Genomic DNA, 14,267 nt, shown 5'->3' with positions numbered 1-14,267 from the left:
CTCATTGCGTATTAGTGGGGGAAGGGGCTGACCAGTTGATCTTTTGCGGTGTAGGCCCTACCGGTTCGCGCGCGCCACAGGCTCAATGGTTCGGCGTCGGCGGCGACATGCACGCGGTGGTCTTCGCGGGTGATGGGCTTGCCGGTGTTGGCATCCATCAGCGCGAGTTTCACGGGGCGCCCGGTGTCCTCATCGGCGAGAAACACCTTGGATGACCCCTCGGCATGCCGCGCGCCCCAGGCCATCAGCGTGAGAATCACCTGGCGCAAGTCCCGGCCGGCTTCGGTGAGGTGGTATTCGTGGCGCGGCGGGTTGTCCTGGTAGGGGCGCCGCTCCAGCAAACCGTTGGCCACCAGCGTGTTCAGGCGGCGAGTCAGCGTGTTAGAGGCGATCCCCAGGCTCGTGAGAAATTCGTCGAAACGACGCAGCCCATAGAACGCATCGCGCAAGATCAAAAGGCTCCAGCCATCACCGATGTGCTCCAGGGCACGGGCGACCGGGCAGGGCATGGACTGGAAGCTGGCTTTCTTCATGACGATCTCCGGGATTTGTTGCTAAGTATTACGATAATAATATTGCACGGTGAATTTCATAATGAAAGTGACTCGCGCGAATTTATTATTGTGTTCGGCGTGCGCCCCCTCGTGCACCCGCTCGCTTCGCTCGATACGGATGGTGCGTTGGCCTCGAATGGCTCACTGGTTGTTTCTACGCGGATGCAGCCTTGATGAGATGGGGAAAAACGGGGAGGGGAAGATCAATCCATGAGACAGAGGGGTATTCGACCGCTCCAGGAACGCCTTGCCTGCAGCGATTCCGTTAGCGTACGGGTGAAGAACAGAAACTGTTGATTTGAGTCGGCAGAACGCCAGGGAAGGGAAGTGCGGGACAGATCCTGAAATTGAGGAACACAAAAGATAAGGGCCTGCATGAAGTTCATCATGCAAGCCCTTGATATCTATGGTGCCCGAACCCGGAATCGAACCGGGACGCCCTTACGAGCGGGGGATTTTAAGTCCCATGCGTCTACCAGTTTCGCCATTCGGGCGGTAGCGCGGTGCAACAGGGTTGGGAATATATAGATCCAGGCTCCTGGGCGCAAGGTGGCCGGGCACCTTTCTTGTGCAAAGGGCTGGATGAAAAAGCTTGATAGATCAGTGATCTACATAGGCTTCACGAACAACGCAAAAGGCGTGCGAGACCCGGGAACAAGGCTCATAAATGACAGTCATAGCGATATGCCATCCCGGCAGTTCGGAAAGGAATCAATTGATGCTCCGTGTTCGTAAGCGTTCTTGGATGATGACAATAGGCGCCGTGGCGGTATTGGCGGGTGGTGTGGTCGGCCCGGTGCAGGCGGGGAGTGCGGTGAAGTGGGGGGATTTCAGTGCGTCGGCCGGTGACCGGTTGACGGCGACTTCGATGGAGGCGGGTAACCAATATGTGTTGAAGTCGTCGAGCCTTTCGGTGGGCGATATCGAAGCGTTGCAAGCGGAGCAGAAGCGTAGCACCAGCGCACTGCAAAGCCTGACCAGCAAAGTCGAGGGCCAGGGCCGCGAGCTCGACGAGCTCAAGCGTAAGGGCGGTTCCGCCGCCAGCGCCGGTGATAGCCAACTGTCGAGCCTCAAGAGCACGATCCAGGATCAGAAAAGCACGATTGACCGGCAGAAAAGTGACATCGACGCCTTGAAGCGTAGCCTGGACGATTTGAAACGCAGCGTTGAAAGCCTGAGCAGCAAAGTGAAGTAACCGACGCGTTACCGCAGGCGCGAGAATGTTCGCGCTTGCGGGTCTTGCTTAATAGGCGTCGGCCACTGCACTGGCCCCATTGACAATCGCTATCCCGGAGCTGCTGCCCAGGCGCGTAGCGCCTGCCTCGATCATTGCCTGAGCCGTTGCCAGGTCGCGTACGCCCCCTGAGGCTTTCACCCCGATCGCCGCGCCGACCACTTTGCGCATCAAGCGCACATCCTCCAAGGTGGCGCCCCCGTGGCCGAAGCCGGTGGAGGTCTTGACGAAGCCAACATTGAGTTCACGGCACACTTCGCATGCCTTGATCTTCTGTTCGTCATTGAGCAAACCGGTTTCCAGGATCACTTTCAATGGCACCTCGCCACAGGCCTCGAGCACCTGGGCAATATCGTCACGCACCTGGTCGAGCAAGCCATCTTTCAACCAGCCGATGTTCAGCACCATGTCGATTTCCCGCGCACCCGCCTGGATCGCCAGTTGTGCCTCGCAGGCCTTGGCCGCACTCAGCCCGGCGCCCAGTGGAAAGCCGACCACCGCGCACACCAGGGCAGCTGACCCGCGCAGGCATTCGGCCGCCAGCGGTACGTTGGCGCTGTTGACGCATACCGACTTGAAGCCGTACAGGCGAGCTTCGTCGCACAATTGGCGCAGGCTGGCCTGGGAAGCGTCTGCGGTCAGCAAGGTATGGTCGATGTAGGCAGCGAGGGACAGGGGGGCTTGGGGCATGGTCGGAGTCCTGTGGGGGAGGGTGCTGAGAAAAGCCTGTTTGTGTTAAGTTGGATGCATTAAATGTTAAATAAATAACATTGTAAATGGGATTTGTGAGCCTTGTTATCTATCGGCCACGTTCAAACCGAGTGAAAACGCAGTGGATTCAAAGAAAAGCGAACGATTCAAAGCCATGCACAGGGCCTTGCAAGGCGAGGCCGCCGTGCATTTACGCGAGATGGCGGCATTGCTCGGCGTGTCGGAAATGACGGTGCGCCGCGACCTGGTGGACAGCCCCCAGGGCCTGCGCCTGCTGGGCGGGCATGTCACCCGCAGCGGTGCGCCGGAGCCGGATTACCAGGTGGCCGAACAAGACCAGCGCAACCTCGTCGAGAAGCGTCGCATCGGCAGCGTGGCCGCCAGCCTGGTGCGCCCGGGCGATACCGTTTTCATCGATTGCGGCACCACCACGCCGTTTATCATCGACGCGTTGCCCGATGACCTGGAGTTCACCGCCCTGTGCAACTCCCTTAATGTCCTGCTCAAACTCCAGCAAAAGCCCCACTGCACGGTGATCCTGTGCGGAGGCATGCTGGATCGGCGCAACCTGGTCTTCGAGAGTCGCGCCGAGCTGGGCATCCTTGAGGGGATCCGCGTGGCCTGGGCATTTATCTCCGCCGCCGGGGTGAGCGCCGTGCATGGCGTGACCTGTTACAACCTCAATGAAGTGGAGGTCAAGCGCCGGGTCATGGCACGGGCGCAACGTTGTGTGCTGGTGGCCGACCACACCAAGTTCGAGCAGGTACGTGCGGCGCATTTTGCTGAACTGGCCGACTTCCAGCGGGTGATCAGTGACGTTGGCCTGCCAGTGGCGCAGCGGCAGCTCATCGAGGAGGCCGGGGCGATTCTGATGCTGTGATTTATTTATCGTATGTTTGGATTCTAACAAAATTGCCTTGACACCCTGGCGGGCAAGGCATAATTTTTCAAATGTGATCGCTGTTCACATTTGTGAGCACTGCCTCGCTGAAGGCAGTGCCCGAATCCAGACAACAATAAAAATAGGAATCACCATGCTACAGATCGCCCGTAAACCTGTTCAGGTGCTGTCCCTTGCACTGGCTGTCGCGGCCTCGGTACTGGCGTTGAATGCCCAGGCCAAGGATCTGAAGATCGGTTTCAGCCAGGTCACCCTCCAATCGCCTTTCTATGTGCAACTGCGTGACGGTGCCAAGGCGGCCGCCGCGAAAGATGGCGACGAGTTGATCTTCCTCGACGCCAATGGCGACATCAGCAAGCAAAACAACGATATCCAGGACCTGCTGACCCGCAAGATCGACGTCCTGATCATCAATGCAGTCAACCCCGACGCCGTCGGCGCCTCGCTGGATGCCGCCAAGCGCGCCAAGGTCCCGGTGATCGCCGTGGACCGCGCGATCAACGCGCCTGTCGCCGCCACCATCGGTCGCAACAATGCCGAGATGGGCGAGCTGTCCGGCAAAGCCCTGGTGGCCGCGCTGAAACAAAAAGGCGTGGTCAGCGGCAAGGTCATCGAGATCCAGGGCGATGCCGGCGGTACCGTGATGCAAGAGCGGCGCAAGGGCTTTCATACCGCGCTGGCCGGCACCGACTTCAAGATTATCGAAGGCCCCTACAGCGAATACATGCGCGCCAATGCGGTGACGGCGATGCAGGATCTGTTGCAGGCCCACCCCGACCTCAAGGCCGTGATCGCGCACAACGACGATATGGCCATGGGCGCCCTGCAAGTGCTCAATGAAAGCGGCAAGAAAAACGTACTGGTAGCGGGCGTCGATGGCCTGTCGGAAGCGATCAATGCCATTCAGAACGGTGACCAATACGTCGCCACCGCCCTCAACGATCCGCGTTACCTAGGCGAAGTCGCGATTGAAGCGGCGCGTGGCCTGGTTACCGGCAAGACCATCCCGGCCTTCGTCGACGCCGGCACCAAAGTCGTGACCCAGGCCGATGCGGCCCAGATCAAGCACGACGCTACCTTCGGCGAATACCGTCCCGGCGCACTCTGAAGCGCTCACCGCTGCATTGCCTATCCAACAGGGGATTTCACTGTGAAAGCTGCCGTCATGTACAAACCGGGTGATATCCGGGTCGAAGATGTTCCAAAACCTGCCGTCAAGGCCGGCCACGCCTTGGTTCGAGTAGCGGCCTGTGGGGTCTGCGGCTCGGATATCCCGCGGATGCTGAGCAAGGGCGCCCATGTGATGCCGCTGATCTGCGGCCATGAGTTTGCTGGTTTCATCGAAGAAATCGGCAGTGGCGTCGAAGGCTACGCCATTGGCGAATTGGTCACTGTGCCGCCGATGATCCCGGACGTGACCAGCGACCAGTATGCCCGTGGCTTTCCGTCGCGCTCCGAACAGTACGACTACTTTGGCAGCCGCCGCGACGGCGCTTATGCCGAGTACGTCAATGTGCCGCTGAGCAACCTGATCAAAGTGCCCAAGGGCATGGACCCGATTGCCGCGTCCCTGGTCGACCCGGCGGCGATTGCGCTGCACGCCATCTGGAAAGCCGATTTCAAGGCTGGGCAGAGTGGCGCGGTGGTGGGGTGCGGGCCGATCGGGCTGTTTGTGATCCAGTGGCTGCGCATCATGGGCGCCAAGGACATCGTCGCCATCGATATCGCCGAAGAGAAACTTGCCATGGCCCGCCAGGCCGGTGCGACCCACACCTTGCTCAGCGGTGCCTCGGATGTCGAGTTGCCGCGCTGCCAACTGGTCGTTGAAGCCGCGGGTCATCCGAGCTCGATCAACCAGGCGGTACAACTGACCAAGGCCGGCGGGCACGTGGTATTTATCGGCATTCCAACGGGCGAAGTGCCGATCAGCACCGCGACTTTTTCGCACTTCCTGCGCCAGGAAATTTCCTTGCATGGCGCGTGGAACTCCTTCTCGGCGCCGTTCCCCGGTGACGAGTGGACCGCGTCGATCGACAAGCTGGCGTCGGGTGAATTGCAGTGGCAATTCATGATCACCCACGACTTGCCGTTGGAAGAGTTGCCCACCATGTTCAAGCGTTACGCCGACCGCAGCGAAGTGGCCGCCAAGGTGATTTTCCGCCCCTGATCCAAGGCTTAGGCTGTGATTCGCCCAGCCCTGCAATGCAGGTGGTTGCAGGGCTCAAAACAAAAAGCGTCGGCGGCACAAGACGCAGGAGGACTACCGATGACGTTGGTGTTGGGACTGGATTTCGGAACAGGTGGGGTGCGTGCCGGGCTATATGACTTGCACAGCCATAAACTGATACAGGTGGCCGAGGCTGCCTACGCCACGCAGTACCCGCAATTGGGTTGGGCTGAACAAGCGCCGGCTGACTGGTGGACCTCGCTGGGCAAAGCCTGTCGGCAATTGATGGCCCAGGCCGGGCATCTACCGGTGGCCGCGGTGTGTGTCGCGACCACTGCGTCCACGGTAGTGGCCGCCCAGGCGGACGGCGAACCGTTGGCCCCGGCCTTGTTATGGATGGATTGCCGCGCGGCCGTTGAGTCGGCGCGCAGCGCCCGGATCAGCCACCCGATGATGAACCAAGGGGGGGACGCCGTGGAGTGGCTGGTGCCCAAGGCCATGTGGCTGGCTGAGCACGAACCCGAGGTGTACCGCCGCGCGGCGCGAATCTGCGAAGCGGTGGACTGGATCAATTACCAACTGACCGGGCGCTGGGTTGCCTCTCAACTCAACGCCAGTTGTAAGTGGAACTACGACACGTTGCAGCAGCGTTTCCCCGTGGAACTGTACGCCGATCTGGGCATTCCCGAACTCGCACAGAAGCTGCCGCCGGAAGTGATCAAGGTCGGTGGGCGAATCGGTCCGTTGACCGCAGAGGCCGCCAATCACCTGGGCCTGAGCCGCGACACCCTGGTGGCCCAGGGCGGTATCGATGCGCACATGGCCATGCTCAGCGCCGGCACCACGGGCGCGGGTGAAGTGCTGTTTATCGGCGGCACCTCCGTGGTGCAACTGATGCATACCCCCAAGCGTATCGACGTGCCGGGTATCTGGGGGCCTTACCCCGGCGCCTTGCTCGACGGCCAATGGCTGATGGAAGGCGGGCAAGTCTCGGCTGGCTCGATTCTCAACTGGCTCGCGCAAAAAATGTTCGGCCTGGACGATGCCGGCCACCAGCAATTGATCCGCCAGGCCGCTGCCCTGCAACCGGGCTCCACCGGCCTGCTAGTGCTCGATTACTGGATGGGCAACCGCACGCCGTATCGCTCGCCGGACATGCGCGGGGCGATCATGGGCCTGTCGCTCAATCACGACCGCCACGATCTCTATCGCGCCTCGGTGGAAGCCATTGCCCTGGGCTCGGCGAACATCTTCCACACCTGGCGCAGTGAAGGCATTGAGATCACCCGCGTGGTCGCTGCCGGCGGTTTCCAGAAAAACCCGTTGTGGTTGCAAGCCACTGTCGATGCCACCGGCGTACCGTTCGAGATGGTCCCCCATGACAACCTGACGTTGATCGGGACTGCGGCGGCGGCGGCTTGCGCCCTCGGTGAATTCAGTGACTTGCAGCAAGCCGCCACGGCCTTCACCACCGTCGGCCGCCTGATCGAACCCGACCCTTACGCCCATGAGCAGTACATCGAATTGCTTGGCCGTTACCGCGCCGCCACGGACAGCGTGGCGCCCATCAGTTGCAAACCGCCGGCGAACCGCACGCTCGGCGTAAGGCCGGCCGCATGAGCACCCAAACCTGCGCCGATTCATTGCCGCCCAAGCTCACCGCGGACTCCCAACGTGATGACCTGATGGTGCAAGTCGCCAAGCTGTACTACGACCTGGAAAAGACCCAGAGTGACATCTCCCGTGAAACCGGCCTGACCCGCTGGCAAGTCAGCCGCCTGCTGCGCGAGGCCCGCGACTGCGGCGTCGTACGCATTGACATTGTGGCCCGCTCGGCCCGCGTGCCGGCGCTGGAAGTGGCGTTGCAAAAGCGTTTTGGCCTGCGCGAGGCGCTGGTGTTGGAGGTCGACGATGACGATGCACTCAATGTCGTGACCCAGGCTGCTGCGCGCTACCTGTGCAACCTGCAACCGATGCCTGCCCTGATCGGCGTGTCTTGGGGCCGCACCCTGACCAAGATGGCCCAATGGTTGGTGCCGCGCTGGAACGAAGGGGTCAATGTGGTGCTGCTCAATGGCGCGATCAACACGCGCTCGGTCGGCGAACCCAGCCATAACGTGGCCGAACGCTTCGCCCAGGCGGCGCGTGGCCAGGCCACCTTGCTGCCCGTGCCGGCCATCCTGGGGCACGCCCATACCCGGGAAGCGCTGGAACAAGACCCGGTGATCGCCCAGGTCATGCACTTGGGCGAGCAGGCGCCAGTTGCCTGCTTCAGCCTGGGCGAGTTGTCCGACCATTCGGTGCTGATGGAGTCGGGCTACATCGACCGTCCCTTGCTCCAGGAACTTGAGCGCCTCGGTGCGGTGGGCGACATCATGGGCCGGTTTATCGGCATGGACGGCGAACCGGTCATGCCCGAACTGGATGCCCGTACCCTTGGCCTGCGCCTGTCGGCGCTGCGCGACAAAGCCTGGTCGATAGCCGTGTGCGTGGGGGCCCACAAACATCGCATCGTGCACGCCAGCGTCAAGGCCGGTTACGTCAATGTGCTGGCGACCGACGCTGGCACCGCGCGCTATTTGCTGGAGCAGGATCATGAATGATTTGGCGCTGGAGATTCAGCATGTCAGCAAACGCTTTCCACCCAATGTCATCGCGTTGACCGACGCGTCCCTCGATGTGCGCCCCGGTGAAGTGCATTGCCTGCTGGGCGCCAACGGCGCGGGCAAGAGCACCCTGCTGAAGATCGTCGCCGGCGCCCATCGGCCGGACGCTGGCGAGATGTTCATCGGCGGCCGGCGCGTCGAGTTGAAAAACCCGCAGCAGGCGCGCCAGGCCGGGATCGCCATGATCTACCAGGAACTGGACCTGATCGCGCAGATGACCGTGGAAGAAAACCTGATGCTCGGCTACGCGCCACGGCGCTTCGGCATGATCGACCGTGGCAAGCGCAGTGCCTTGGCCAAGGCTGCGCTGGTGCGGGTCGGCGCCACGTTCTCCAGCACCGACTGCGTGGGCAGCTTGTCGATTGCCAACCAGCAACTGGCGGCCATTGCCCGGGCGCTGACCTGTGAGGCCAAGGTCGTGGTGATGGATGAGCCGTCCGCCGCGCTGAACGAAACCGAACTCAAGCAGGTATTCCGGGTGATCCGCGAGATCACTGCCGCCGGGGTCGCGGTGTTGTACGTGAGCCATCGCTTGAATGAGATTCGCGAGATCGGCGACCGGGTCACCGTGCTACGTGCCGGGCGCACGTTGCGCACCTATGAATTGGCGCAGATCGATGACCAGGCGCTGGTGGCCGCGGTGGTCGGCGAACATCGCGACCTGCTGGAGCGCAGCCCGCGCCAGCCGCCGCGCGAGGCGCTGGCCCTGGATATTCGTCGCTTGCAGGGTGCCCAGGGCTTGGATGTGCGTGGATTGCAGGTGCGCCAAGGTGAAATTGTCGGCCTGGCGGGGCTCAACGGCGCAGGGCGCAGCACCTTGCTCAAGGCGTTGTTCGGTGTGGGCCGTACCGACAGCGATGTCGAACTGTTCGGTGAGCCCTACCGCCCATTGACCTCACGCCAGGCTATTCGCCAGGGCGTCGGCCTAGTCCCGGAAAACCGCAAGACCGAAGGTCTGCTGCTGGACGCGCCGATCTACCGCAACGCCTGCCTGGTGCATGCGCGGCATCTGGGCTGGTTCTCCCATCGCCAGGCCAAGGACCGTGCGGGCCCGGTGCTGCAACGCCTGCAAACCAAGCTCGACAACCTGGAGCAACCGGTACGCCAGTTGTCCGGCGGCAACCAGCAAAAAGTGGTCATGGCCAAGTGGGTGATCGACGGTGCGCGGTTGTTGCTGCTCGACGAGCCCAGCCGTGGCTTGGATGTCGGCGCCAAGGCCGACCTCTACGCCCTGGCCCGCAGCCTCGCGCAGGAGGGGGCGGCCGTGTTGGTCGCCAGCAGTGAGCTGGATGAGTTGTACGTCAATTGTGACCGGATCTGGGTCATGCACGAAGGGCGTAACGCGGTGTGTTTCGACCCGTTGAGCGCCAGCCGTGACCAGATCGACCAGGCCATCCTTATTGGTCGACATCCTTGAACGGTAAAGAGTGCAGAACCATGACTATTGCCAGCAACCCGACACCCGTTTTCGACAAGCCCATGGCCCTGACGCCCAGCCGACGCAGTGCGGTGCTGGAATGGGTGATGCGCTACAACTTCGTGTTCATTTTCCTGTTCGCCGTGACAGTGGCGACGTTTTTGTCCGATGACTTCCTGACCTTCGGCAATATCGCCAACCTGTTCCAGCAAGGGGCGATCGTGGGGATCGTGGCCATCGGCATGACCTTCGTCATCCTGACCGCGAACATCGATTTGTCCGTCGGCAGCTTGTGCGCCTTTGGCGGCATCCTGGTGGCGGTGCTGTTGCAGCAACAGGTCAGCGGTTGGCTGGCAGTGCCGGCGACGTTGCTGGTGGGCCTGGCGATAGGCACCTTGATGGGCAGCCTGACGGTATTTGGCAAGGTGCCGAGTTTTATCATCACCCTGGCCGGCCTGGTGTCGTTGCGCGGTGCGACCTTCCTGGCCTCCGATGGCGCACCGATTGGCGGGCTGCCGGCAAGCTTCACCGGGTTTGGTTCATCGATGATCGACATCCTGCCGAGTGCCGGCATCGCGTTTCCGGTGTTGGGCCTGATCTTCATCCTGATCACGCTCATCGCCTGGCTGGTGCTGCGCTACACGGTGTTTGGCGAGTATGTGCTTGCCACGGGCGGTAACCTGGAAGCGGCGCGCTTGTCCGGTGTCCCGGTGCGGGCGGTGACCATTGCGGTGTTCGCCATTTGCGGGGGGCTGGCTGCGTTCGCCGGGCTGTTGATGACCTCGCGCCTGCATGTCGGCCAACCCACGGCGGCCCAGGGCCTGGAATTGGACGCCATCGCTGCCGTGGTGCTGGGCGGCACCAGTCTGTTCGGAGGGCGCGGTAGCGTGGTCGGCACGGCGGTGGCGGTGATGCTGCTGCAAGTGCTGCGCAATATCTTCAATTTGCTCGGGCTGGGTTCGTTCTATCAGATGGCGATCACCGGGGTGATCATTGTGCTGGCGATTCTGCTCAACCGCCTGATCGACCACTACGCTGGCCGAACGTGAGGAAAGCCCTGATGACTGCACCACAGATCAAGGCGGTGATTTTCGATATGGACGGCTTGCTGCTCGATACCGAAGGCATCTACACCGAAGTCACCCAATTGATTGCCGACCGCTTCGGTGGCCGGCGGTTTGACTGGAGTATCAAGCAGCACACCATCGGTCTGGGCGCATACGCGCTGGCGAGCTATATCGTGCAGGCGCTGGAACTGCCGATCAGCGCGCAAGCGTTCCTGGAACTGCGCACGCCCCTGATGAATGAGCGTTTCCCCCAGGCTGCGGCCATGGCCGGCGCTGAAGCCTTGGTGCGTCACCTGTCGGCCAAGGGCATTCCGATTGCGGTGGGGACCAGTTCGTCGCGGCATTATTTCGACCTGAAAATTGCCCGGCATCGTGAGTGGTTCGAGTTGTTCGATGCGGTCGTCACGGCGGATGACCCGCAGGTCGGCGCTGCCAAGCCGGCACCGGATATCTTCCTGGTCGCCGCCCAACGCCTGGGGGTTGCGCCGGCCGATTGCCTGGTATTCGAGGACTCACCGTTTGGTATCAGCGCGGCGAAAGCGGCGGGCATGTACGCGGTGGCCATCCCGGACCCGGCGATGGCCGACGACAAGTTCCTCCACGCCGACCGGCGCCTGCACAGCCTGGAGGCCGTCGACTTGAAGGCATGGGGTTTGCCCACGGACTAGCCGGGCGCTGCGACATGCGGTCGGCCACGCCCGCGGATGTGGGTGTAAGGTAGGGCGCGTACTGCGTGGAAATCTCAGGAAAGCGAGGTGACTATGAGCGCTCCAATGCTGAATAAGCTGCATCTGAATGGCTACGATATCGTGCAGGTGAACTTCGGACCGTGGCGGGTCTGTACCCATAAGGACCGGTTGGCGTCCTTCAATTCCCGCGAACAGGCACTGGCGTATGCGGCCGCGCTGCCGGTGTACAAGGCACGCACCAGGCGGGTGTCCAACGATAATTGAGGGCAGGCTTGTTGTGGCGAGCGGGCTTGCCCCGCGTTGGGCTGCGCAGCGGCCCCAATAAGGCCACCGCGTTTATCCAGGCATATTAAATCGCCAGGTTTTGGGGCTGCTTCGCAGCCCAACGCGGGGCAAGCCCGCTCGCCACAACAGCCCGATCGGCCGGGCGTTCAGCGTTGAGCCATGAGGGACACGCGAGCACGCGCAACAGCGTTCGTTTTACGCCGCGCACCTGTTCAACCCTATAGTGGGACGCTACCCTGGCGCGGTCCCAATCATAAAAAGGAATGAGTGATGAGCATCAACAACCTGCCCCAGGAAGGCAGTTGCCGGTGTAACCAGGTGCGCTTCAGCGTGAGCCAGCCACCGGTGATCACCATGGCGTGCCATTGCACCGGGTGCCAGAAAATGACCGCCAGCGCGTTCTCCCTCAGTGCATTGATTCCCGCCAGCGCATTCACCGTGACCCAGGGTTGCCCGGTGATCGGCGGCTTGCATGGCGTGGACCGCCATTACTTTTGCCCCCATTGCATGAGCTGGCTGTTTACCCGGCCCCACGGCATCGATGAGTTCGTCAATGTGCGCGCCAGCTTGCTGGATAACGCTCGGGAATACGTACCCTTCATGGAGACCTGGACCAGCGAAAAGCTGCCGTGGGCGTCTACCCCGGCGCGTGAGAGTTTCGCGCAACTGCCGGCCCCGCAAGACTTCCCCCGACTGTTGCAAGCCTATGCCGAGTTCAGCGCCCGCTGAGTTCAGTCGATCAGCGCCAGCAGGTCCGTATCGCCCACATCGTGCCCCGCCTGGGTCAGCAGTGTCGTCACCTGGCCCCGGTGATGGGTCTGGTGATTGAAAAAGTGCACCAGCAGGCCAAAAAACGGCTTGTCGGCGGCGGTGCCACGCATGTTGTGGTAACGCAGGCGCTGGTCAAGCTCGCTTTCTTTCAGGGTGCCGGCCCAATCGATGATCAGTTGATCCAGCCAGGCGCGGTGCGTCCAGAGTTCACCCAGGTTGGCGAAGGCCAGTTGCTTGAGGTCGGTGGGGGTGGCGATGGCGGTTAACGGTGCCAGCGCCCCATAGCCTGCCGGGTGCTGGGCAAAGCGCTTGAGCCACACGGTGTCGCCCAACATCAGGTGGTTCAGCGTGCCCAGGATCGAACCAAAAAATGCCCGACGATCTTCCATCAGCGCGGCATGGCTGAGCTGGTGGGCGGTGTCATACACCTTGCGGTTCATCCACTGGTTGTAGGTCGCCATCAGGGCAATCTGTTCGATACGGTCCACGGGGTGATTCCTCCTCGGCGCGGTGGCGCCATCATAAGGTGTGCCCGCCCGACGGTCATGGTGTTCCGGCAGGCGGGTGGACAGCAGCGCCGCTGCCAGCGACTAGAAGCGCACTGTGGCGCCGGTGGTCAGCCATTGGTCACGCTCACCGATCAGGCTGCGCCCGAGCACCAGGTCGACATCGACCCACGGCCCGACATGCAACCGCGGCCCCGCCTGCCAGGCCTGGTCACCGCCTGCCTGGCCGTAGCGTTCGGCGATCAGCGTCAGGGACTGCGCCAGCGGGTATTCGAAGCCTGCGCCCCAGGTCAGGCGGTGGGTTTGATCGCCGTCGTTGTAGGCATGGCTCCAGCCAGCATTCAGGTTCAGGCGCAGGGGCAGCGAAGATTGCCAGGTCAGCGGCACGTTGAAGTCCGCGCCGTCAAACCCGTGTCGCCGATCCAGGGCAAAGTGCGCCCCGGCGGCAATCGCCATTTCCAGGCCCAACGCTTCGCTCGACAACAGCTGCGCCTTGAGTTGCGGGTTGACCTGGGTTTCACCCGGGCCACCAGTGGTGGCCCGGGACAGTGCCGCGCCCCATTGCACCGAAGGCAGTGCGCTGAACGTGCAGGCGGGTGACAGGGTCGCGTTGTGGGTGCCGCCATCGTGGCGGTTGGCGGTGTACCAGGCGTCGACGTTGCATTCGCCCGGTGCATTGATCGCGCCATCGTCGACCGTATAAGACCCGCCTGCCGCCTGGGCTTTGGAGAGCACGGCGATGAGCAACAGGATCGCCAGGGTTATGCCGATAAAGATCAGGTTGCGTTGCAACGCGCGGCGTTTTGCCGGGGGCAGCAGCAACAGCGTGGCCCGAGGGCCGCGATGGTTACGCGCGCGGTATTTGGCAAACCCGTCCGGGCGCCGAGGGGTGTGTTTTTTGTGCATGAGGCACCTCGCTTGAATTCAGCTTTCTACGGTCAGCACCGAAATGCCGCTGGCTTTGGCCTGGCAGACCAGCTCCGAGGTGTCATCACCACCCGGCAGGGCGATGACCACGTCGGGGCGGCTGTCGGTGAGCATGAAATGGTTGCGCTGGCGTTCCGCCTGTTTGCCGTGGTGTTGCCAGTTGGGCGGGTAGCGCACCACGTCGATGCCGAGTTCCCGCGCCCATTCCTCGATATCGCTGCCCAGGAACTGGTTGCCGCCGTGGATCAACACATGCACCGGGCGCAGGCGGTGGTAGGCATCCAGTACTTGGCGGGACAGCTTGGTGTCGGCGTAATGACGACCTGCACAGATCAAGACGCGCATAGGCCCTTTTTCCTTGTAGTAGCGCTT

General features: G+C 62.2%; 16 protein-coding genes and 1 tRNA gene. 11 read left to right on the top strand and 6 right to left on the bottom strand.

What is annotated here, in order from left to right; translation table 11 throughout:
* Positions 1-11 precede the first annotated feature (11 nt).
* The gene (locus tag AC1Q6I_RS21910; RefSeq protein WP_024075685.1) at positions 12-533 is read right to left on the bottom strand and encodes a winged helix-turn-helix transcriptional regulator; all 522 of its coding nucleotides are present in this window, start codon (positions 531-533) and stop codon (positions 12-14) included.
* A 428-nt stretch (positions 534-961) separates the two neighbouring features.
* Positions 962-1,048, bottom strand: a tRNA-Leu gene (locus AC1Q6I_RS21905).
* A gap of 224 nt (positions 1,049-1,272) precedes the next feature.
* Here AC1Q6I_RS21905 and AC1Q6I_RS21900 point away from each other — a divergent pair.
* The gene (locus tag AC1Q6I_RS21900; RefSeq protein ID WP_069076046.1) at positions 1,273-1,749 is read left to right on the top strand and encodes a hypothetical protein; all 477 of its coding nucleotides are present in this window, start codon (positions 1,273-1,275) and stop codon (positions 1,747-1,749) included.
* A 48-nt stretch (positions 1,750-1,797) separates the two neighbouring features.
* Here AC1Q6I_RS21900 and deoC read toward each other — a convergent pair whose 3' ends face one another.
* A complete protein-coding gene (deoC, locus tag AC1Q6I_RS21895) occupies positions 1,798-2,478 on the bottom strand; it encodes a deoxyribose-phosphate aldolase (protein ID WP_102624647.1) in 681 nt (226 codons plus the stop codon).
* A 142-nt stretch (positions 2,479-2,620) separates the two neighbouring features.
* On the opposite strand from deoC, the gene deoR reads away from it, so the two are divergent.
* The 10 genes from deoR to AC1Q6I_RS21845 all read left to right on the top strand — a co-directional run bounded on the left by deoR (position 2,621) and on the right by AC1Q6I_RS21845 (position 12,420).
* Positions 2,621-3,379, top strand: coding sequence for a DNA-binding transcriptional repressor DeoR (deoR, locus tag AC1Q6I_RS21890; protein ID WP_041160948.1), 759 nt, complete (start codon positions 2,621-2,623; stop codon positions 3,377-3,379).
* A 154-nt stretch (positions 3,380-3,533) separates the two neighbouring features.
* Entirely contained in the window at positions 3,534-4,508 is a 975-nt protein-coding gene (locus tag AC1Q6I_RS21885) for a substrate-binding domain-containing protein (protein WP_024075682.1), read from the top strand.
* A 42-nt stretch (positions 4,509-4,550) separates the two neighbouring features.
* Positions 4,551-5,567, top strand: coding sequence for a galactitol-1-phosphate 5-dehydrogenase (locus AC1Q6I_RS21880; protein WP_024075681.1), 1,017 nt, complete (start codon positions 4,551-4,553; stop codon positions 5,565-5,567).
* A gap of 99 nt (positions 5,568-5,666) precedes the next feature.
* A complete protein-coding gene (locus tag AC1Q6I_RS21875) occupies positions 5,667-7,187 on the top strand; it encodes an FGGY-family carbohydrate kinase (RefSeq protein ID WP_102624646.1) in 1,521 nt (506 codons plus the stop codon).
* Entirely contained in the window at positions 7,184-8,170 is a 987-nt protein-coding gene (locus AC1Q6I_RS21870) for a sugar-binding transcriptional regulator (protein WP_102624645.1), read from the top strand. Before AC1Q6I_RS21875 ends, AC1Q6I_RS21870 begins: the two co-directional genes overlap by 4 nt.
* On the top strand, positions 8,163-9,650 hold the full coding sequence (locus tag AC1Q6I_RS21865; RefSeq protein WP_102624644.1) for a sugar ABC transporter ATP-binding protein: 1,488 nt from the start codon (positions 8,163-8,165) through the stop codon (positions 9,648-9,650). Before AC1Q6I_RS21870 ends, AC1Q6I_RS21865 begins: the two co-directional genes overlap by 8 nt.
* Before the next feature lie 20 nt (positions 9,651-9,670).
* Complete coding sequence (locus tag AC1Q6I_RS21860) at positions 9,671-10,699, top strand: ABC transporter permease (protein WP_024075677.1); 1,029 nt, start codon at positions 9,671-9,673, stop codon at positions 10,697-10,699.
* An 11-nt stretch (positions 10,700-10,710) separates the two neighbouring features.
* Complete coding sequence (locus AC1Q6I_RS21855) at positions 10,711-11,385, top strand: HAD-IA family hydrolase (protein WP_024075676.1); 675 nt, start codon at positions 10,711-10,713, stop codon at positions 11,383-11,385.
* Positions 11,386-11,478: 93 nt separating this feature from the next.
* Positions 11,479-11,670 (top strand): DUF2188 domain-containing protein, encoded by a 192-nt coding sequence (locus tag AC1Q6I_RS21850; RefSeq protein ID WP_173903846.1) that lies wholly within the window; start codon positions 11,479-11,481, stop codon positions 11,668-11,670.
* Positions 11,671-11,961: 291 nt separating this feature from the next.
* On the top strand, positions 11,962-12,420 hold the full coding sequence (locus AC1Q6I_RS21845; RefSeq protein ID WP_102624642.1) for a GFA family protein: 459 nt from the start codon (positions 11,962-11,964) through the stop codon (positions 12,418-12,420).
* A gap of 2 nt (positions 12,421-12,422) precedes the next feature.
* On the opposite strand, the gene AC1Q6I_RS21840 is transcribed toward AC1Q6I_RS21845, so the two are convergent.
* The 3 genes from AC1Q6I_RS21840 to AC1Q6I_RS21830 form a co-directional block, all read right to left on the bottom strand.
* Complete coding sequence (locus tag AC1Q6I_RS21840; RefSeq protein WP_069076045.1) at positions 12,423-12,950, bottom strand: DinB family protein; 528 nt, start codon at positions 12,948-12,950, stop codon at positions 12,423-12,425.
* A 102-nt stretch (positions 12,951-13,052) separates the two neighbouring features.
* Positions 13,053-13,874 carry a PA4824 family protein gene (locus AC1Q6I_RS21835; protein WP_102624641.1) on the bottom strand — a complete coding sequence of 274 codons (822 nt, stop codon included), beginning with the start codon at positions 13,872-13,874 and terminating at the stop codon, positions 13,053-13,055.
* 18 nt (positions 13,875-13,892) lie between these two features.
* The gene (locus AC1Q6I_RS21830; protein WP_102624640.1) at positions 13,893-14,240 is read right to left on the bottom strand and encodes a DUF2493 domain-containing protein; all 348 of its coding nucleotides are present in this window, start codon (positions 14,238-14,240) and stop codon (positions 13,893-13,895) included.
* Positions 14,241-14,267: the final 27 nt, after the last annotated feature.

Source organism: Pseudomonas sp. MPR-R2A5 (genome assembly GCF_058793055.1).
The sequence above is the reverse complement of the archived record's forward strand: the minus strand, read 5'-3'. Positions and strand labels throughout refer to the sequence as shown.